Raw genomic sequence first — 19,958 nt, 5'->3', positions numbered from 1 at the left:
CAGGATGAATTTGTTAATCTTAAAGCTGTTAGTTCATCCTTTTTTTGGTCTATTGCATCCCAGTCCGACCGAATAGAGTCATCAGGAGACGGCACATGTTCGAATTAGTTGAAAATTCACCAGCATCCTCAGCGGTTATCAAAGTGATTGGAGTTGGTGGCGGCGGTGGCAATGCAGTAAACCACATGGTAAAAAGCCATGTTGTTGGTGTTGACTTCATTGTGGCGAACACTGATGCGCAAGATTTGCAGAAAAATGAAGCCAAAACCCAGTTGCAGCTCGGTGGTCAGATCACCAAGGGCTTAGGTGCTGGTGCTAATCCAGAGGTTGGTCGTCAAGCCGCCCTTGAAGATCGTGAGCGAATCAGTGAAGTGCTCCAAGGTGCTGACATGGTCTTTATCACCGCAGGTATGGGTGGGGGGACAGGAACAGGTGCAGCTCCCATTGTGGCAGAAGTCGCCAAAGAGCTGGGTATTCTGACTGTCGCTGTCGTGACCAAGCCTTTTCCCTTGGAAGGTCGTCGCAAAATGCGTGTCGCGGAAGAAGGGATTGCGCAGTTGATTCAGCATGTCGATTCTCTGATCACGATTCCAAATCAAAAGCTGATGTCGGTTCTCGGGAAAAGCGCGACCTTGCAGCAGGGTTTTGACGAAGCCAATAATGTTTTACTCGGTGCCGTACAAGGGATAGCCGACTTGATTACTCAGCCGGGTGAACTGATGAATGTTGACTTTGCTGATGTGAAGACAGTGATGTCAGAAATGGGCATGGCGATGATGGGCACAGGTACAGGCAAAGGCGAGCAGCGTGCACGTGATGCTGCTGAGGCGGCTGTGCGTTGTCCGTTGCTTGAGGATATCGAGCTCAAGGGCGCACGCGGTATTCTGGTGAATATTACCGCTAATAACAGCTTCGGATTGGGTGAGCTGAACGAAGTGGGTGAGGTCATCGAAGAGTTTGCTGCAGAAGATGCGACCATTATTTATGGCGCGACTGTTGATGAATCTATGGGTGACGAAGTCCGTGTGACTGTCGTCGCAACAGGTTTGGAGCGACGCCAAGAAGAGGCTGCTGCTGCACCTAAGAAGACGACGCAGCAACCTATTGCTCAAACCAGTCGTCCAGTGCGCCCTGCTGTCCGCCCCGCGCATGAAGAGCCAGCCACACGGCCTGCGCGAGTTCAGCATCCTATTCCAGAAGGGCAAAACAACATCGAATTGGATATTCCGACCTTTCTGCGCCGTCAGGCGGATTAGAGAGTTTGAATGTGATCTGGAGCACAAAGAAATCTTTTTTTTGAGCTAAGTATCAAGTGAGCGTTTACCTTAGCTTTGAATTTGTTAAAATATGATGAAACGGCTATCTGTTCAGCAGATTTTTTAGTGATTTTAAGTCCCGTGGGGGCTGAGATGAGTGGCAATGATTAAGCAATGCACCCTCAGAAATACCATTCGTGCCACAGGAGTTGGCTTGCACTCAGGCGATAAGGTTTATTTGACTTTGCGTCCAGCTCCTGCAAATACCGGTATCGTTTTTCGTCGTGTTGATCTCGATCCTATAGCCGAGATACATGCTTGTGCGCAAAATGTGCACGAGACCACCTTGTCAACGACGCTTTCTGAAGGTGACGTTAAGGTCAGTACGGTTGAGCATTTGTTATCTGCTTTGGCGGGTCTCGGTATTGATAATCTCTATGTTGAGGTCAGTGCGCCTGAAGTGCCCATTATGGATGGTAGCGCAGGACCTTTTGTGTTTCTGATTCAGTCGGCGGGCATCCAGGAGCTCGAAGCACCGAAAGAATTTATTCGTATCAAGAAAAAAGTCGAAGTGCGTGAAGATGATAAGCTGGCGAGCTTTGAGCCTTATGAAGGATTTAGAGTCGGTTTTAGTATCGACTTTGATCACCCGGTTTTTCGTGATCAAAAGCAAACAACAGTCATCGACTTTTCAACGACTTCTTTTGTGCGTGAAGTGAGTCGAGCACGGACTTTTGGCTTTATGCGTGATATCGAATTTTTGCGTTCTCGCAACCTTGCCTTAGGTGGCAGTATGGAGAATGCGATTGTGGTCGATGACTATCGTATTCTGAATGAAGATGGTCTGCGTTATGAGGACGAGTTCGTCAAGCACAAGGTGCTGGATGCTATCGGTGACCTCTATCTGCTTGGAAAAAGCCTGATTGGCGAGTTCAAAGGGCATAAATCCGGTCATGGCTTGAACAATCAGTTACTGCGTGCATTGATTGCTCAGCCAGATGCTTGGGAAATCGTGACTTTTGAGGGTGAGGCTGAGCAGTCGCCCATTTCTTACGCTTCTCCTCTTGCTACAGCCTGATTCCTAATCATGTTTAAAACCCAGCAGATTGCTGGGTTTTTTATATCTGGTGGCTGTTTGCTAAAATAATAAGTGCGGCTTTCAGGTCAGGGTGCTGTTCTTTTTCTGCTAGTGCCAACAGCTGCGTTCGCGTGTTATTGCTGAGCTGAATTTTTTTTGTCGGAATTGTTTTGGGTTGCGGCGGGCGCGGACGTATCTTGAGCTCGATTCTTTCAAGTTCTGGGTAGTGTTGTTGGAGCTGTTGGCGAATTTGTGGCTCAGCAAAACGAAAGTAAGTGAGTAACGTGGCTTGGCTGGCCATGATGATCAGGCGTTGTTGCTGCCAGTCGGCGACACGAAACTCGTCGCGCAGTGCATCGGGCAGCAGTGCTTTGAGGTGCGTTTCGATTTGTTTCAGTTGTGTTGCTCTATTGATGAGCGCCCCTAGAACTGAGGTATCTTTGTTAATAAGGCTATTTAGGGATTTTGTTTGCCCTGCTCTTGCCTTTATACTCATAAAAAATGCCTCTTTTGCGCTGAGCCGCTGCTGAGCATAACCATAATGACCCTGAATACCAAGGGCAAGACAGGAACGACTTGATGAACTTGATTCTTTTTTCCGGTAAGCATTCTTCGGGCCGATCAATTAATCTGAATTCATGGACGATCACGCTTTTTGTGTTGATTGTTTTTGTTGTTCCTGCCGCTATAGGTGGTAGTCTTGTCTACTGGTGGGTCGATGCTCAGGAGCGTTTGGTCAATAATCGTGCGGCGCTGATGCTGCATCAGGAGCTCGATGCGCAAAGAGCCGAGGTTGATGCGATTCGTCGTTCTTCATTGGAGCGTATTGAGGCACTGACGCCACGCTTGGGTGAGCTGCAAGCACGATTGCTGCGTCTTGATGCTCTAGGGCGACGCCTGACGGTTGTTGCTGATCTAGGTGATGAGTTTGATTTTGAAATGCCACCTCCGCTGGGTGGTCCAGAGTCCAGCTACGAAGAAGGCTCAGGCTACACTGATAGCGAGTTAATGCAAACACTAGAAGCCCTGGAGATGCAGATTGATCATCGCCGTCAACAGCTCGAGTTGATCCATTCCTTATTAACCAATCGTAGCTTTGCTGATCAGGTGTATTTGGCAGGACGTCCAGTTGAGCAGGGTTGGATGTCTTCTCCCTTTGGTCGTCGTAGTGACCCTTTTACAGGGCGTACCAGTTGGCATGAAGGTATAGATTATGCTGGCCGTGAGAACTCCAATGTGATTGCGGTTGGTGCGGGGTTGGTGGTTTTTGCATCCCGTCGTGGTGGTTATGGGAAGCTGGTCGAGATAGATCATGGTGATGGCTATTTGACGCGCTATGCCCACCTGAATGATTTTGTTGTGTCGAAGGGTGATGTAGTGCAACGCGGTGACGTCGTTGGTTTGATGGGTTGTACAGGACGCTGCACAGGTACACACGTGCACTTTGAGGTGATCCATAATGGGCGGGCCATAGACCCAGCGCGCTTTATTTCTCGATCTGCACCCTGATCCAGCTTAAACATTTTTATTTCAGCACCCGCACTAGGCGGGTGTTGTTGTTATAATGGCCTGATGTTTTGCAGTTGACATCCATTTTTATTTTAAGTGCTAAGGACTGTTCATGATTACCCCGTTACTGAAGAAGATTTTTGGCAGCAAGAATGAGCGAGAGTTAAAGCGTCTGAGAAAGCTGGTTCAGCAGATAAACGCCTTAGAACCTCAGTATCAGCAGCTAGCCGATGCTGACTTTCCTCAGCAGACCCAAATGCTGCAACAAAGAATTCAGCAGGGTGAAAAGCTCGATGCTCTGCTGCCAGAAAGTTTTGCGCTGGTGCGCGAAGCCAGTCAGCGCAGCATGAAAATGCGCCATTTTGATGTGCAGCTGATTGGTGGTATGGCCTTGCATGAAGGCAAGATTGCCGAGATGCGCACGGGTGAAGGTAAAACCCTGATGTCCACTTTGGCGGTCTATCTGAATGCCTTGGCGGGTCAAGGCGTTCATGTCGTGACAGTGAATGATTATCTCGCGCGCCGTGATGCGCAGTGGATGGGCAAGCTCTATGACTTTTTGGGTCTCACGGTGGGCGTGATTTATGCCGGTCAAAGCCCAGAAGAAAAGAAAGCGGCTTATCAAGCCGATATTACCTACGGGACGAACAATGAATTTGGCTTTGATTATCTGCGCGATAATATGGCCTTTTCAGCACAGGATCGTGTGCAGCGCAGCCTGTATTTTGCCGTTGTGGATGAGGTGGATTCGATTCTGATCGATGAGGCTCGTACGCCCTTGATTATTTCAGGTGCCGCAGAAGATAGTTCAGCGCTGTATCGTAAGATCAATCAGCTGGTGCCTCAGCTTCAGCCTTGGAGTGAAGAGCAGGAAGAAGGTCACTTTATTGTTGATGAGAAACAGCGCAGCATTGAGCTGACAGAAGCGGGTCATCAGCTGGTTGAAGAGCTGATGGCCAAGGATGGTTTAATTCAAGAAGGTGAAAGCCTTTATGCTCCAGCGAATTTGAATCTGCTCCACCATGTGCATTCAGGCCTGCGGGCGCATCACATGTTCCATAAGGATGTGGATTATATCGTTGCTGAAGGTCAGGTGGTGATCGTTGATGAACACACAGGGCGGACTATGCCTGGTCGTCGCTGGGGTGAAGGGCTGCATCAGGCGATTGAAGCTAAAGAAGGTTTGAAAATTCAGGCTGAAAGCCAAACCTTGGCTTCCACAACCTTCCAGAACTACTTCCGCCTTTATGAAAAGCTCTCTGGTATGACCGGAACGGCGGATACTGAGGCCTATGAATTCCATCACATCTATGGTCTCGATGTTGTTGTGATTCCCACCAATAATCCCGTGCAGCGTCAGGATCATGAAGATCTGATTTTTATGTCTGCACAGGATAAGTTCGATGCCATTATTAAAGAAACTCAGCACTATGTTGAACGTCAGCAGCCAGTTCTGATTGGTACGGCGTCGATTGAAACCTCTGAGTATGTCAGTCGTCTGCTCAAGAAAGCGGGTGTGGCACATAAAGTGCTCAACGCTAAACAGCATGAGAGTGAGGCCGAAATCATTGCTCAGGCGGGACGTCCCGGTGCAGTCACCTTGGCGACCAATATGGCCGGTCGCGGTACCGATATCGTGCTGGGTGGCAACTGGGAAGTGGAAGCCGCCAAGCTGGGCGATATTGCACCTGAGCAGCTGCAAGCACTCAAGGCCGCTTGGCAAGAGCGTCATGACCAGGTTGTGGCGGCAGGTGGCTTGCATGTGATTGGTACGGAGCGTCATGAATCACGCCGTATTGATAATCAGCTGCGTGGTCGTGCTGGCCGTCAAGGCGATCCTGGCTCAACACGCTTTTTCTTGTCACTTGAAGACAACCTGATGCGTATCTTTGCCTCAGATCGCGTCAAAAACATGATGTCGATGCTGGGGATGAAAGAAGGTGAAGCCATCGAACATAAGATGGTCACCAATGCGGTAGAAAAAGCACAGCGCAAGGTTGAAGGCCGTAACTTTGATATTCGCAAGCAGTTGCTTGAATATGATGATGTGAATAATGACCAGCGTCAGGTTGTTTACACTCAGCGCAAAGCGATTCTGGAATCAGAAGAAATTGCAGAAGAAATCAACGAGATGCGCTGGGATGTGTTGAATGATGCGATTTCACAGTTTATTCCCCCTCAGTCTATGCCGGAGCAATGGCGTGTTGCTGAGCTGGAAAAGCATCTTGAAACAGAGTTTAACCTTGTCTTGCCTGTGCAGCAGTGGCTGGATGAAGACAGCACATTGCATGAAGAATCTCTACGCGAAAAGCTGCAAGCAGAGCTAGAAGCCGCTTATCAGCAAAAAGAAGAGCAGGTTGGTGCCAAGGTGCTGCGTCAATTTGAGCAGCAGGTGATGCTACAGGTGCTGGACACACGCTGGAAAGAGCATCTGCAGTCCATGGATCAGCTGCGTCAGGGGATACATTTGCGCGGTTATGCACAAAAGAACCCCAAGCAAGAATACAAGCGTGAAGCTTTCGGGCTCTTTGAACATTTTCTTGTTCAGGTGCGTAGTGATGTGGTCCGCATCCTGAGCCATGTGCGCATCCGGACACAGGAAGAAGTCGAGGCGATGGAGCAGCAGCGTCGTCAAGAAGCAGAGCGTTTACGTAGTCTCCAGCAGGCACGTCATGCTGAATCAACTTCTGCAACGGCCGGCGCTGCTCCTGAAAGTGCGGCGCAGCCGTTCAAAAGAAATGATCCCAAGGTAGGGCGCAATGATCCTTGCCCTTGTGGCTCAGGTAAAAAATACAAGCAGTGTCACGGTCAACTTAATTAATTCGGATGAGTCAAAACTATGCCTGTCGGTGATCTTTCTCTCCCTGAGTTTTACCCTATTGCAGGACTGCGTATTGGTGTGACAAGCGCAGGTATCAAAAAGCCAGGTCGTCAAGATCTGGTGATTTTTGAACTGGCTGAATCGACCCAAGTGGCTGCCGTCTTTACCCGCAATGCTTTTTGTGCAGCGCCGGTGCGTGTTGCTCGTGCTCATTTGCAGGCTGCTGTACCGCGCTACTTGGTGATCAATACAGGGAACGCCAACGCAGGTACCGGCCAGCAGGGTGAGGCCGATGCGCGTGCCACCTGTGCAGCGCTGGCTGAACTGACGGGCGTCTCTGAGCAGCAGGTATTGCCCTTCTCGACGGGCGTCATCGGTGAGCCGCTCCCTATGCCGCGTTTGCTGGCCGCCTTACCTCAGGGTGTCGCGAAACTGGATGCGACTCATTGGTCCGAGGCAGCGCAAGGCATTATGACTACGGATACTCTTCCCAAGGGGGCCAGCGTCCGTTGTGAGATCGAGGGTCAGACAGTGCATATCAGTGGTATTGCCAAGGGTGCGGGCATGATCAAGCCCAATATGGCCACCATGCTGGGTTTTATCGCCACCGATGCGCAGATCAGCCAAGCACTCTTGCAGCAGCTGCTCACTGAGGCGGTGAATGCTAGTTTTAACCGCATTACCATTGATGGTGATACTTCAACCAATGATGTCTGCCTGCTGATGGCAACTGGCCAAAGTGCTGAGATTAAGGCTGAAGATACGGCTGCCTTGGCCAGTTTTCGCGACGCTTTGCGTCAAGTCATGGTGCAGTTGGCACAGGCGATTGTTCGTGATGGCGAAGGGGCAACCAAATTTGTCACGATTCAGGTTCAGGGCGCGAAGTCTGAAACCGAAGCTCTAGAGGCCGCCTTTACTATTGCGCATTCCCCTTTGGTGAAAACAGCCTTGTATGCAAGTGATGCCAACTGGGGGCGGATTTTGGCCGCCTTGGGGCGTGCTCCTGGTCTTGAAGATCTGGATATCAGCCAAGTGAGCTTACATCTGAATGATGTGCTATTGGCGGAGCAAGGTGGGCGAGCAGCGAGCTATACCGAAGCGGCAGGCGCGGCCGTGATGCAAGAGGCCGAGATCACTATTCGCGTTCACCTTGGACGTGGACAGGCAGAAGAAACTGTCTGGACCTGTGACTTCTCGCATGACTATGTTTCCATTAACGCAGACTATCGATCATAAGGAAAACAACCATGGCGCAGCCACTCTTGGTTTCTGCTGCAGCATTATTTAATGAGCAGGGACAGGTTTTGATTGCCAAACGGCCTCTAGGAAGTGATCAGGGTGGCCTGTGGGAGTTTCCTGGCGGTAAATTGGCACCCTATGAAACTGGCTTGCAGGCACTGCGCCGTGAGATCCAGGAAGAACTGGGGGTAGAGATCCAAGGCGCACGGCCACTGATCAAAATCCACTACACCTATCCGGATAAAACGGTTTTACTGGATGTGTGGCGAGTGCAGCAGTTCAGTGGTGAGCCTTGGGGAAAGGAAGGGCAGGCGATTCGCTGGGTCTCTGTGCGTGAGTTGAGCCAGTTTGAGTTTCCTGCTGCCAACCGAGCGATTATCCGTGCGGTGCAGCTTCCCGAAGATTATATGATCACTGGCGACTTTGCCGACCAGTCAGAAGCGCTGTTGAGATTGCAGGCTGCGTTAGAGCGGGGTGTGCGCTTGGTCCAGCTGCGTGCCCATCACTTAGATGCAGAAGCCTACCGTCAGCTGGCCCAGTCTGCTTTGGAAGCCTGCAAGAAGGCCGGGGCTTCTTTGATGCTTAATGCTGATCCTGCACTGCTGGATCAAGTCGATGCGGCAGGGATTCATCTCACTGGCGCTAGGTTGATGGCCGCACGCAAGCGACCTGTTCCTGTTGGTAAGTGGCTGGGTGCTTCTTGCCATGATGCAGCGAGTTTGCAGCAGGCCGAGCGCGTCGGTGCGGATCTCGTGACTTTATCTCCTGTACAGGCAACAGCCAGCCATCCAGGGCAAGCTGCGCTGGGCTGGCAGAACTTCCAGAACCTGGTGAACGGCGCGTTGATGCCCGTGTATGCACTTGGTGGGTTAGGCCCAGAAGATAAGAATCGTGTGTTTGGCTTAGGTGCACAAGGGGTGGCGGGTATTTCTCGCTACTGGTAGTCAAGCTGCTTGTTGCTGCCTGAATCAGAAGAGGCTCCATAGCGGAGCCTCTTTTTTGGCCTGTAAAATGTGCTGCGAGCGTCTTTAATGGAAGGCTTCGGGCGGCAGCGCATCCAGCTGATCCAGATCAGTGAGGGGTGCGCCTTGGATTTTATGTTCTTCTGCGGCCCACTGGCCAAGGTCAATCAATTGGCAGCGGTGGCTACAAAAGGGACGATAGGGGTTCTCTGTGGTGAGAGAACTCGGCTGCTGGCATTGGGGGCAAGAATAGCTAGGCATGGGTGGTCCAATCAAGATGCATATAAAAATGATGAAGTCGATCTATCTGTGCATAGAGGTGGTGCAGATCAAGACTATTGTCGAGGATGTCATCTGCTCTTTCAAGTCGAGCAGGGCGTGGTAACTGCTGATCCATAATCCGCTGAATGGATTCAGGGCTATGCAGGTCGCGTTGGCTGGCTCTTTGCTTTTGTAAGGCTTCAGGGCAGTCAATAACCAAGCAACGCTGGACCCATTGATCCTGATGCGTTTCAAAGAGCAAGGGCGAAGACAGGATGATGTAGTGGAATAAAGGGCTTGAAGCCGCAAGCTGAGCCAGTAGCGCCTCTCTGACCCAAGGATGCACCAGGTTCTCAAGCCATTTTTTTTCTTCTGGATGGCTGAAAATAATTTCGCGCAATGCACTGCGGTCAATGTGGCCTTGTTGATTGAGTATGTTTGGCCCAAAGTGCGTTTTGACGGGTTCGATTAAAGCTGAGTCGCCCTCTAATGCTTGGCGGGCAATCACATCAGCATCAATCACTGGGACGCCAAGCTGTTGAAAATAATTCGTAGCCGCTGTTTTTCCACTGCCTATTCCGCCTGTAAAGCCAAGAATATTATTTAATTTCTTTACCTTGTCGTGCATTATTTCTCTCGTGTATTGATGGCTAGAAGATCAAAAATGCTGTGTCGATGTTTTAAGCTTGATACTGGCTGTCTTCACGCTTCTTAATAGTTTGACTCTTCAGAAACCACTCTTGAAAATATAGCGCTTAAAGAGAGGCCTCTTAAAGATCAAGATATTGAAATCTTATGAGCTTAATGGTTAAATTCTACCAGTATTTTACTTGTCAAACTCCCTCTTTTGTATAACAATTGCTTTGCCTGTTGAAAATAATGAGGAGTATAAAGTGTCTATTCTTGCTAACTACCGTGAAAAAGAAGAGTTAATGCGTCGTCTCAAGGAAGAAATGCGCAAGATGGAAGAAAACCAGCAACTTAAGAAAGAGCTGGACTTTAAAAGTGATATTGAGGCTGTGCTAGAAAAGCATGGTCGTAGTCTGACAGACCTGTCTGATATCTTCGGCCTGAGCCAAGAAGCACCTGTTAAATCAGGTCGTGGCAACCGTCGTAGCCGTAAGTTGAAGATTTATCAAAACCCGCAGACTCAAGAGAAAATCGAAACTCGTGGCGGCAACCATCGCATCCTCAAGGAATGGAAGAAAGCGCATGGCGCTGAGACAGTCGAAGGCTGGTTAATCGAAGAGCGCGATTAAGCTGGTCTGATGCTGGAGTCTATTGAAGGTTTTCAGCAGTGCGGATTAAAAAAGCCTGGCTATTAGCCAGGCTTTTTTTGTCTCTCGTGGATAGGAGTGATTAATAAGGTTAAGCCTGATAGCGGCTGACTAAATCATGCATCTCATTGGCGATCTGATTGAGTCTTTGTGTAACATCGCTCGCGGCCTGGGTGCCTTGCGCCGTTTGATCACTGATAGCGACAATCTGATGTACATTCTCATTAATCGTTTCAGAGACATTGGTTTGCTCTTCAGCGGCACTGGCGATTTGCGCATTCATCGCATTAATCGTTTGAGTGGCTTGGCGTATTCTGTCTAGGGCTTGCTCAACGCGTTGAATTTCTTCTACGCTGGCCTGACTGCTTTGATGAAGCTGGCTGATGAGCTTGACAGCGGATTGGGCACCCTCTTGTAGACGCTGGATCATCTGATCTATCTCTTGCGTGCTTTGTTGCGTCCGGCTGGCTAGGCTGCGCACCTCATCGGCCACGACAGCAAAACCTCTGCCTGCTTCACCGGCTCGTGCCGCCTCAATGGCCGCGTTGAGAGCCAGGAGGTTGGTTTGCTCAGCAATGCCGCGAATCACATCGAGTACGCCACCGATATTTTCTGATTCATGACCAAGATGGCTGACGACTTTAATCCCTTCATCAACCTGTGCGGCCAAGCCACTGATGGCTTGAGTGGCTGCACTGAGTGTCGTTTGAGAATCAATGACCTGCTGCTCGGCTTGATGGGCTGCGCCTGAGGCTTGGTTGGCGCTTTGTGCCACTTCTTGCGCTGCTGCGGCCATTTGATTCATGGCAGTAGCGACTTGATCGCTTTCATTTTGCTGGCGAGCGACTCCATCCTGTGCCTCTTGCATAAAGTGCTGCAAATCAGCGGCAGAGGCATGCAGTGCTTGGCTTGATCCCACCGCCTGATGCACCAGCTGTTGAACTTGATCAGCAAAGGCATTGAAAGCAGAAGCCAGCTGGCCTAGCTCGGTTTGCCCTTGAACAGGCAGGCGCAGCGTCAGATCACCATCCCCCTCGCTAATGGCCTGCATGGCCTGAACGGCTCGTTGGAGTGGGTCAGTGAGGCGCTTGGCACTCCAAAGCGCGATCAAGGCCATGATGGCAGCAGTGATCAAAGCGGTGATCAAAGCACTGATCAGATTGCCTTGCAGTGCGGCTGCGGAATCAGCTTCGAGTGTTGCGACCTGACGATCTAAGCCATCGATCCAAAAGCCAGTGCCAATGACCCAGTTCCAGCCGGGGAGGAGTTCGGCGTAGCCGAGCTTGGGCTCATTGGCGTCTGTTTCAGTACTCATCCAGTGGTAGTAGACAAAATCACCGCCGCGCTCAGCAGCTTGGACCAGTTCGCGGATCACATACAGACCGTTAGGATCTTGAAAGCCGATCAGATCACGACCTTCCAGAGCGGGATTAATACCATGCGCGAGGTTGCGTCCTTGACGATCATAAACAAAGTAGTAGCCGATGCTGCCGCTATCATCAAAGCGCATCTGGCGCAAAATATCCAAGGCTTGGCGCTGGCGTTCTGCTTCACTGAGTGTGCTGGAGTTTTGATGCAGATGAGCAATGGCACTGCGTGCCAGTTCGAGATAATTGCGTATCTCCGCTTGATGCTGGGTTTCCATGGCAGTGCGAAAGGCATGCACGTTCTGCTGTCCATATTGATGTGCCTGATAGCTGTTAAAGCTGACCAGCAATCCAGCGAGCAGCAGCATTGGCAGCAGAGCGAGTAACACAATGCGGAGTTTAATTGTCAGCTGAGGCATAGGAGCGTCCTGTTATTATCATGATAGAGGGTCAATTTAGTTTTAATGATTTGTCATCAAAAATCCAACTTGATCCACCTTTTCATGACATAGAGATGACGCCTAGCGAAAAAACCCTGCTATTAGCAGGGCGAGGGGTGATGCTCAGTGACAAGATGCAGGCTAGATGGGCTGCATCTGAAGCGCCTTAATGCGATCTGACTTTTGCCAATGCAACTTAAATTCTTGGCTGAGCTGTAAGCAGCGGCGATGCTCTTGGGTGTACAAGAGTGTCAGTTCTGGATCATTAAGAGGATTCACGAGCAGATGACGCTGATCAAAAATCCAGATATTGGCCTGACTGTTTTTATAGAGAGGGTGGGCCTGGCGGATCGCAAAATGGCTGCTGACGCGTGGATAAAAGCTGAGCAGCGGACTGGGATCGCGGGTGAAGCTCTGGCTCTCGCCCAATAAAAACTGCACTTGGCTGTGTGGGTGGCGACGTGCTAAGCCCAATAGCTGGCTGAGGTGGGTGTCATTCAGCCAGGTACTTTGATAGAGCGGCGTGCTCAGTGCAAAGGAGCGTCGACACTGCGGGATTAAGCCATCGAGTGCTTGTTGCAGGGCGAGCGGGCCGCGCAGATGGATCTCTTGTGTCTCAGTTAAGGCGGATGCCAGAAACTCTGCATCACACGTGCGATGTGTTTCTATTTCTGAAGTGAGGGGCGTCGCAGAAGTGACAGGGCTTTGCAAAGCCAATACACAGCGTTGGTGCTCGATCCCAGCTTCATCAAACACTGGCCCTTCAGCGCTGAAGCCGAGCTTTAGATAAAACGGAAGGGCTTGTGTTTGGGCGTGCAGATAGACTTTTTGGCGTCCTTGACGACGGGCGCTGCTGATCATCTGCTCAATGATCTTGGCACCGAGCCCCTTGCCTCTCAGTGCCTGAACGACGGCCAAGCGGCCTATTTTTCCTTCTGGACTCAAACGACCCGTAGCCACCGGGCGTCCGCCCAGCAGGAGCGCATAGTGCTCGCAGAGGGCATCCTGGTCGTCCCACTCATCCGATGCGGCGATCTGCTGCTCCTCAACAAAAACCTGCTGTCGTAAGGGCTGGCAAAGATCGCCGAGCTGTTCCCAACTGCCTTGGCGCAGCGTCAGTTGTGCTGTACGGGATGAGCGGGTGGTGTCCACAAAAGCCTCCTGTTGTTCTTGGGTCGCAATTAAACTTCGGGCGTGTAGAGACTGCCTTGGTTAATCATTTGTAAGACCAGCTGTGCGCTGACTGGGTGTGCCAAAGCCTTTTGTAGGCTGGCAGCTGTGAGTCTCTGCGCTTGTGTGAACTCCTCTACCCAGGGTTGGAGCTCAACTGGATAGGGCCAGGCTTCACCATCGGCAAAAAGCCAGCTGCCCTCTTGGCTGGCACGAAAAGCCAAGCGGCTGCCTTCGGCCAAACACAGCAGAGGCTGCTGCGCTGAGGCAAAGCGGACTAGGGCTTCCAGCTGCTCTTGTTGCCAAGGATGCTCAGGTGGCAGCAGTTGGTCGGGATACTTGGTTTGGGTCATCGCGCGGCCGAACCATTCGCTCAAGGCGGCAGGTTGTTCCAGCGTTTTTGCCAACAGCGTTTTGAGGCGCAGCACAGCGGCATCATCAATCTCGGCCACATGCCTTGGCAGCGTTAAATCAGCATCACTATAGCGTTGATCTTCTTTGAGACGCTCGCCGATAAAATCAGCGGCACCGCAGAGGATTTCTTCGGCACTCAGTGCACGAAAGCCGACCGACCAAGTCGTGCAGTCTTGAGACAGTGACGTGCCCCAATGTGCGAGTTGGGGTGGAAGATAGAGCAGGTCGCCGGGTTCGAGTACCCAGTCCATCTCAGGATGAGCTTGAAAATCAGTGAGGATTTTTAAGCGCGTATCTTGGCGTAATTCGGTGTTTTCATCACAAAACTGCCCCAGTTGCCAGCGACGTTGTCCGCTGGCCTGGAGCAAAAAGACATCATAGTAATCAATATGCGGCCCAACACTGCCGCCTGTGGGGGCATAGCTGATCATAATGTCATCAACACGCCAGCGTGGCAGAAAATCAAAGGCTTGGATCAGATCGCCGACTTCAGGCAGCAGGTGATCGACTGCTTGTACGAGCAGGGTCCAGTTGTGTTCGGGCAGCGCCTGCAAGAAGTCCTCTTCAAAGGGGCCATCAAAAAGCTGCCATGGGCCATCTGGGCCTTGCTCCATCACTATTCTGGACTCCACGCCTTCCTCAAGCGACAGGCCGGCCAGTTCATCAATCTCTAAAGGAGGGATGAAATCTGGCAGGGCTTGACGAATCAACAGGGGTTTTTTCTGCCAGTAATCGCGTAAAAAATCTTCGCGGCTGATCTGGCCCAAAATAGTGATGGCAGCTGACATCGAGAGTTTCCTTGTGGTGATCGAATTAAATCGCTTGTGCTTGGGCGATGGCATTGCCGAGATAATTGGCCGGTGTCAGCGCTTTGAGCTGCACCTTGGCGGATTCAGGCAGATCGAGCGTATCAATAAAAGCACTCATCGCGGCTTGATCGATCGTTTTGCCACGCGTCAGCTCTTTCAGTTTTTCGTAGGGCTTTTCAATGCCATAGCGACGCATTACGGTTTGAATCGGCTCAGCCAGGACTTCCCAAGCAGCATCCAGATCTTCGGCAAGGCGTGCTGGGTTGGTTTCCAGCTTGCTGATGCCTTTCAAGCTGGCTTGATAGGCGATTAAGCTATGACCCAGGCCCACGCCGAGGTTGCGCAGCACCGTAGAATCGGTCAGGTCCCGCTGCCAGCGTGAAATCGGCAGCTTGGCCGCGAGGTGGTCAAAGATGGCATTGGCCAGGCCCAGATTGCCCTCAGAGTTCTCAAAGTCAATCGGGTTGACCTTATGCGGCATAGTCGAAGAGCCGATTTCACCAGCAATGGTTTTCTGCTTGAAATAACCCAGTGAGATATAACCCCAGACATCACGATCAAAGTCGATCAGGATCGTATTAAAGCGCGCCAAAGCATCAAAGAGCTCAGCGATATAATCGTGTGGTTCGATCTGCGTGGTGTAGGGGTTCCAGCTGAGACCAAGGCGAGTGACGAAGGCTTGAGCATGGGCGGCCCAATCGATTTCTGGATAGGCGCTCAGGTGGGCGTTGTAGTTGCCAACCGCACCATTGATTTTACCGAGCAGCTCAACCTGCTCCAGTTGTTGAATCTGGCGCTCAAGACGATAGACAACATTGGCCATTTCCTTCCCCAGGGTGGACGGGCTGGCAGTTTGGCCATGAGTCCGAGACAGCAAGGGGACACTCGCGTTTTGATGGGCGAGTTGGCGAATCGCTTGTGCAACCTGACGCATGTGCGGCAGCATCACGGCTTCAAGGCCGCCTTTGAGCATCAGGGCATGTGAGAGGTTGTTGATGTCTTCACTGGTGCAGGCAAAGTGGACGAACTCGCTGATCGCGTGGAGTTCAGGTTGCGTGGCGAGCTTGTCTTTGATGAAGTATTCAACCGCCTTGACATCATGATTGGTGACGCGCTCATGCTGCTTGACTGCTTCGGCATCTTCCAGTGAAAAGTCACGGATCAAATCATCCAAAAACTGATTGGCAGCAGCTGACAGTGCGGGCACTTCGCGGATATCAGCGTGATCTGCCAGAGACTGTAACCAGCGCACTTCGACTTCAACGCGAGCACGAATCAAGCCGTACTCTGAAAAATGGGCGCGCAGGTCAAGGGTTTTGCTGCCATAACGGCCATCAACAGGAGAAAGGGCGGTGAGGCTAGAAAGTTGATCTAAAGACATGTCGTTTCCACAAGGTTAATGAATAGAAATTGATGCAAGGCCTCAGAGTGTTGAGGCCAAGGGCGAGCTTCAGGCGTCGGATTGCAGAAACTCATCTGACGCCTTGGCAGGAATCTTAGGACCTTATAGGCCTAAGCGATCCAAATCGCCCAGAATTTTTTTACGCGAGAAGAGCAGCCTCCAGCGTTGGCCGCCAGATTGCGACCAGAGCATCGCTGAACGTATGCCAGCCAACAGCAAAGCACGGATTTTATCGGCATTGCCTTGCTGCTGAAGCAGTTGAGGATCACCCTTGACCTGAATGCGATAGCTCAGTGTGCTCAGCGTGTCTTGATAGAGCCCCGCCAGTGCGGCAATCACATTTTCATGGGTGGGAGAAAAGTGCTGCGCTTGAGCTTGAATCACTTCAAGGCGCTGGCCGATGGCACTCAGCATCGCCGGATTTTTCTTGAGCTTGGCATGCAATACCAAAAGGCCGCTGGCATAGGTCAGTGTGGCTTGATTGTGTTCAAGATCACGATTGGCAATCTGACGCAGTGCTCGCGCACCTAAGCGTAGATGGTGTGGCTCGCCACCGTAGATATCCAAGGTGGTTTCTGGTTGCGTGATCAGGATACTGCTTAAGCTGGTCGCAAAGGCATCTTGATCCACCATGCCTTTTTGCGCGACATCATCGACAAGGCGCGCCGCCTGGATGACACCGGCTAAGCCAAGGGTTTGGCGTAGTGCATAGTCTATTTCTTGGGTCATCATGATCCACCCACGGGTGCAGTTTCAAAAGAAGAAGTCGCAAAGGTGCGCTCGATGACACCACCGCCTAAGCAGATATCATCTTGATAAAAGACCACGGATTGCCCAGGCGTGACAGCGCGTTGCGGCTCAGCAAAATGGACGGCGCAGCGGCCATCCTCAAGAACACGCACAAGGCAGTGTTGATCGGCCTGACGATAACGCACCTTGGCGGTGCAGTGAAACTCGCTGCTGGGGGGCTGCTGGGCCACCCAGTCTGGCGCGGCGCATTCAAGGGCTTGACTGAGCAGCAGAGGGTGGTCTTCTCCTTGGACGACAATCAAGCGGTTGCGCTCTAAATCCTTGCCAGCCACAAACCAGGGGGCCTCAGGATAGCCCTTGACGCCACCGATGCCCAAGCCTTGGCGCTGCCCAAGCGTGTAGTACATCAAGCCGCTATGCTGGCCGATGACTTCATCTAGATCGGTGACCAGCTCTCCTGGTTGGGCTGGCAGATAGCGTTGTAAGAAATCGCGGAAACGCCTTTCGCCGATAAAACAGATCCCAGTGGAGTCTTTTTTCTTGGCGGTAATCAGATCATGCTGTTCTGCGAGGCGGCGCACTTCAGGTTTTTCAAGCTCGCCAACAGGAAAAAGAGACTGGCCAATCTCAGCATGGCCGACAGCATGTAAAAAGTAGCTCTGGTCTTTGTTGGCGTCTAAGCCGCGTAATAACAGTGCCTGGCCCTGATCATTCCAGCCTTTGCGTACATAATGCCCAGTGGCGATATAGTCGGCGCCGAGTAGCTTGGCGTAGTCTAAAAAGGCTTTGAACTTGATCTCTCGGTTGCAGAGAATGTCGGGATTGGGCGTGCGCCCAGCTTTATATTCGGCCAGAAAGTGCTCAAAAACAAAATCCCAGTATTCAGCGGCAAAGTTTGCGGCATGCAGATGGATGCCCAGCTTGTCGCAGACGGCCTGAGCATCGGCATAGTCTTCCTTGGCGGTGCAGTATTCAGTGTTATCGTCTTCTTCCCAGTTTTTCATAAACAGGCCTTCAACCTGAAAGCCTTGCTGCTGTAACAATAAAGCCGAGACGGAAGAATCGACGCCACCAGACATGCCGACAATGACACGCGTTTGACTTGGGTCAGGCTGAGGATTGAAAGACACAGGTTACTCCACACAAGAGACAGAAATCCCAAAGATTATACCAGCCCCAACCGCAGAAGGCATCGTCTTCACTGAGGTACACGACTGGGCGAGGAGTTCGGCATCTTTACGCGCCGCGAAAGTCGCGGATTAAGCTCAGCGGAAAATGCTGACCCTTGAGAAAGTCCTCGCAGCAAGGGCGTACCATCGGACTGCGCAATAAGCCTTGCTTTTCTGCGGCGAGGATTTCGGGCCAAGTCAGCCAGCGTGGTCCAATAATACCTTCATCCAGGGGGGCATCAGGGATCTGCTTAATGGGACGAGCGATAAAACAATGACGATGGTAGGTGATGTCGCCCGGCGCAATATTGATATACAGGCCAAGATAGGCCTCGACCTGAACCTGCCAACCGGTTTCTTCCAAAGTTTCGCGCTCGGCGGCGATGATGACGCTTTCACCAGGTTCAAGATGTCCTGCTGGTTGATTCAGAACAGGCTGATCTGGCCGGCTCAAGCGATCATACTCCTCAACCAATAAAAAGCGCGCACCGTCATAAACGATGGTGGCGACGGTTGATCTTGGTGTCCAGCGTGACATAAGGGCCTCTTGGCTTGAGTGGAGATATTTCTTGCCTTAGCCAGCCTCTGATACGCTATTGCGCTTGCTTAGGCTGCGTTGATCAGAGGCGCATGGGATGATCGGCTATTTGGGGCGATGATCTGGGCGGCGATGCGATTTTTTCGGGCTGGCAGGACGAGCCGGTGTGCTACTGCTCTCTGCGGCTGGGTTGACACCTTTTTTGCGTGGTTTCAAGGCAACCTTGCGCTCTTGAGTGGGCAGGTGTACTCGCGTTTGCTTGAGTTGGCCGGGGCGCATCTTCTCTAGTGACCAGCTGCCAATCGACCAGCGAATCAAGCGCAGAGTTGGAAAGCCAACATGCGCTGTCATGCGGCGCACTTGACGATTGCGTCCTTCGATCAGGGTGATTTCGATCCAGCTTGTCCCTAAGCCTGGACGAGGTTGTACTGGTTCGCTGCGCTCAGGTAGATTTTTCGGTGGTGTGAAGTGGCGTGCGCGTGCAGGACGGGTTTTGCCGTCGTTGAGTTCAACCCCCTCGCTGAGGGCCTTGAGTGCTTCATCGGTCACCTGGCCTTCAACCTGCACCCAATAGGTTTTGGGCAGCTTGAATTCAGGGTGGGTGATGCGCGCTTGTAGCTGGCCATCGTCGGTCAGCAGCAACAAACCTTCTGAGTCATAGTCTAAACGCCCAGCAGGATAGATGCCTGGCTGGCGGATAAAATCATTGAGCGTGGTGCGCCCCTTATCATCGGTGAATTGAGAGAGCACTTGGTAGGGCTTGTAAAAAAGGTAAAGATCGCTCATCAGCTAGGACTCGTGGTCATCAGGTAAAATGGGCGCTATCAGGCCAGCGCCGAGAAGAGAAGGCATCGCTAGGTTAGGCTTCTCAGTGTGCAGCAGGTATTCTACCTGATTAATCCTGTCTGAGCTGCTGTCTGGGATGAGTTTTGCTGAGTTGTGCAAGAATTCAGCCTAGAATAGGCTGCAGCACTTGTGATTCAGATCAAAGCACCCTATTTTTTAATTGAGGTTCAGCGCGGTCAGTCAAGATCAAGCCTGAGTGTGAACGGAACCGAATGCGTGGAGGAAGGTCAGTTGAAGTTAGAGCGGGTCAATCGTGATTCAGTCATTATGAATCACACTCACCATGAAGAAAATGAAGATGGCGATCTCGGATTAGCGACAGTCACGGCCAAGCCGCAATTGAAGCAGCCATCTTTATACAAGGTCATCATGCTCAATGATGATTACACGCCAATGGACTTTGTGATTGAAATCTTGATGCAGTTTTTCTATATGGATATGGAGCGCGCCTCGGCGACCATGCTGGCAGTGCATCATCAAGGCTATGCTGTGTGTGGTGTGTATCCGAAAGATATCGCCGAAACCAAGGCAGCGCAGGTGGTGGATCATGCGCGAGAGCACCAGCATCCACTGATGTGTCAGGTTGAAGCAGCAGAAAGCGAGTAGGGCAACCTACGCGCGTAGGGCGATCCTTAGATCGTTTCTTTTTC

19 protein-coding genes are annotated in these 19,958 nt (G+C 51.5%); 8 read left to right on the top strand and 11 right to left on the bottom strand.

The genetic code is table 11. The features are described 5' to 3' along the window. Positions 1 to 95: 95 nt before the first annotated feature. Positions 96 to 1,256 carry a cell division protein FtsZ gene (ftsZ, locus tag V6U78_RS07830; protein ID WP_405339137.1) on the top strand — a complete coding sequence of 387 codons (1,161 nt, stop codon included), beginning with the start codon at positions 96 to 98 and terminating at the stop codon, positions 1,254 to 1,256. Between the two features lie 163 nt (positions 1,257 to 1,419). Continuing rightward, complete coding sequence (gene lpxC / locus V6U78_RS07825; protein ID WP_405339135.1) at positions 1,420 to 2,334, top strand: UDP-3-O-acyl-N-acetylglucosamine deacetylase; 915 nt, start codon at positions 1,420 to 1,422, stop codon at positions 2,332 to 2,334. A gap of 40 nt (positions 2,335 to 2,374) precedes the next feature. Here the strand turns inward: lpxC and V6U78_RS07820 are convergent, their stop codons facing one another. Then, positions 2,375 to 2,959 carry a DciA family protein gene (locus V6U78_RS07820; RefSeq protein ID WP_405339133.1) on the bottom strand — a complete coding sequence of 195 codons (585 nt, stop codon included), beginning with the start codon at positions 2,957 to 2,959 and terminating at the stop codon, positions 2,375 to 2,377. Between V6U78_RS07820 and V6U78_RS07815 the strand changes: the two genes are divergently transcribed. From V6U78_RS07815 to V6U78_RS07800, 4 genes are all read left to right on the top strand, one after another. Then, positions 2,914 to 3,843 carry a M23 family metallopeptidase gene (locus V6U78_RS07815; protein WP_405339131.1) on the top strand — a complete coding sequence of 310 codons (930 nt, stop codon included), beginning with the start codon at positions 2,914 to 2,916 and terminating at the stop codon, positions 3,841 to 3,843. The two genes, V6U78_RS07820 and V6U78_RS07815, sit on opposite strands and share 46 nt — an antisense overlap. A gap of 112 nt (positions 3,844 to 3,955) precedes the next feature. After that, positions 3,956 to 6,664 carry a preprotein translocase subunit SecA gene (secA, locus tag V6U78_RS07810; protein WP_405339129.1) on the top strand — a complete coding sequence of 903 codons (2,709 nt, stop codon included), beginning with the start codon at positions 3,956 to 3,958 and terminating at the stop codon, positions 6,662 to 6,664. A gap of 18 nt (positions 6,665 to 6,682) precedes the next feature. Beyond that, positions 6,683 to 7,900, top strand: coding sequence for a bifunctional glutamate N-acetyltransferase/amino-acid acetyltransferase ArgJ (gene argJ, locus V6U78_RS07805; protein WP_405339127.1), 1,218 nt, complete (start codon positions 6,683 to 6,685; stop codon positions 7,898 to 7,900). Between the two features lie 11 nt (positions 7,901 to 7,911). Further along, positions 7,912 to 8,847 (top strand): Nudix family hydrolase, encoded by a 936-nt coding sequence (locus V6U78_RS07800; RefSeq protein ID WP_405339125.1) that lies wholly within the window; start codon positions 7,912 to 7,914, stop codon positions 8,845 to 8,847. An 84-nt stretch (positions 8,848 to 8,931) separates the two neighbouring features. Here the strand turns inward: V6U78_RS07800 and V6U78_RS07795 are convergent, their stop codons facing one another. Next, positions 8,932 to 9,126, bottom strand: coding sequence for a DNA gyrase inhibitor YacG (locus tag V6U78_RS07795; RefSeq protein WP_405339123.1), 195 nt, complete (start codon positions 9,124 to 9,126; stop codon positions 8,932 to 8,934). Beyond that, complete coding sequence (gene coaE / locus V6U78_RS07790) at positions 9,119 to 9,754, bottom strand: dephospho-CoA kinase (RefSeq protein WP_405339121.1); 636 nt, start codon at positions 9,752 to 9,754, stop codon at positions 9,119 to 9,121. The genes V6U78_RS07795 and coaE overlap by 8 nt, the downstream gene beginning before the upstream one ends. 265 nt (positions 9,755 to 10,019) lie before the next feature. On the opposite strand from coaE, the gene V6U78_RS07785 reads away from it, so the two are divergent. After that, on the top strand, positions 10,020 to 10,385 hold the full coding sequence (locus V6U78_RS07785) for a histone-like nucleoid-structuring protein, MvaT/MvaU family (RefSeq protein ID WP_405339119.1): 366 nt from the start codon (positions 10,020 to 10,022) through the stop codon (positions 10,383 to 10,385). A gap of 109 nt (positions 10,386 to 10,494) precedes the next feature. Here V6U78_RS07785 and V6U78_RS07780 read toward each other — a convergent pair whose 3' ends face one another. The 8 genes from V6U78_RS07780 to V6U78_RS07745 all read right to left on the bottom strand — a co-directional run bounded on the left by V6U78_RS07780 (position 10,495) and on the right by V6U78_RS07745 (position 19,248). Beyond that, complete coding sequence (locus tag V6U78_RS07780) at positions 10,495 to 12,189, bottom strand: methyl-accepting chemotaxis protein (protein ID WP_405339117.1); 1,695 nt, start codon at positions 12,187 to 12,189, stop codon at positions 10,495 to 10,497. Between the two features lie 162 nt (positions 12,190 to 12,351). After that, the gene (locus V6U78_RS07775; RefSeq protein ID WP_405339115.1) at positions 12,352 to 13,362 is read right to left on the bottom strand and encodes a GNAT family N-acetyltransferase; all 1,011 of its coding nucleotides are present in this window, start codon (positions 13,360 to 13,362) and stop codon (positions 12,352 to 12,354) included. 29 nt (positions 13,363 to 13,391) lie between these two features. Next, positions 13,392 to 14,582, bottom strand: a complete 1,191-nt coding sequence (locus V6U78_RS07770) for a JmjC domain-containing protein (protein WP_405339113.1) — start codon at positions 14,580 to 14,582, stop codon at positions 13,392 to 13,394. A 25-nt stretch (positions 14,583 to 14,607) separates the two neighbouring features. Next, complete coding sequence (gene purB, locus V6U78_RS07765; protein ID WP_405339111.1) at positions 14,608 to 15,984, bottom strand: adenylosuccinate lyase; 1,377 nt, start codon at positions 15,982 to 15,984, stop codon at positions 14,608 to 14,610. Between the two features lie 123 nt (positions 15,985 to 16,107). Further along, positions 16,108 to 16,734 carry a high frequency lysogenization protein HflD gene (hflD, locus tag V6U78_RS07760; RefSeq protein ID WP_405339109.1) on the bottom strand — a complete coding sequence of 209 codons (627 nt, stop codon included), beginning with the start codon at positions 16,732 to 16,734 and terminating at the stop codon, positions 16,108 to 16,110. Beyond that, positions 16,734 to 17,834, bottom strand: coding sequence for a tRNA 2-thiouridine(34) synthase MnmA (gene mnmA, locus V6U78_RS07755; protein WP_405339513.1), 1,101 nt, complete (start codon positions 17,832 to 17,834; stop codon positions 16,734 to 16,736). The genes hflD and mnmA overlap by 1 nt, the downstream gene beginning before the upstream one ends. A gap of 157 nt (positions 17,835 to 17,991) precedes the next feature. After that, positions 17,992 to 18,462: an NUDIX hydrolase gene (locus V6U78_RS07750; RefSeq protein WP_405339107.1), complete on the bottom strand. Its 471-nt coding sequence runs from the start codon at positions 18,460 to 18,462 to the stop codon at positions 17,992 to 17,994. Between the two features lie 105 nt (positions 18,463 to 18,567). Next, complete coding sequence (locus tag V6U78_RS07745; RefSeq protein ID WP_405339105.1) at positions 18,568 to 19,248, bottom strand: pseudouridine synthase; 681 nt, start codon at positions 19,246 to 19,248, stop codon at positions 18,568 to 18,570. Positions 19,249 to 19,575: 327 nt separating this feature from the next. Between V6U78_RS07745 and clpS the strand changes: the two genes are divergently transcribed. Further along, complete coding sequence (clpS, locus tag V6U78_RS07740) at positions 19,576 to 19,914, top strand: ATP-dependent Clp protease adapter ClpS (protein WP_405339511.1); 339 nt, start codon at positions 19,576 to 19,578, stop codon at positions 19,912 to 19,914. Positions 19,915 to 19,958: the final 44 nt, after the last annotated feature.

Origin of the sequence: Marinospirillum alkalitolerans (assembly GCF_045055655.1) — a bacterium.
In the GTDB taxonomy this organism is placed as follows: domain Bacteria; phylum Pseudomonadota; class Gammaproteobacteria; order Pseudomonadales; family Halomonadaceae; genus Marinospirillum; species Marinospirillum alkalitolerans.
Note: the sequence above shows the minus strand (reverse complement) of the source record. Positions and strands in the feature narration are given on the sequence as shown.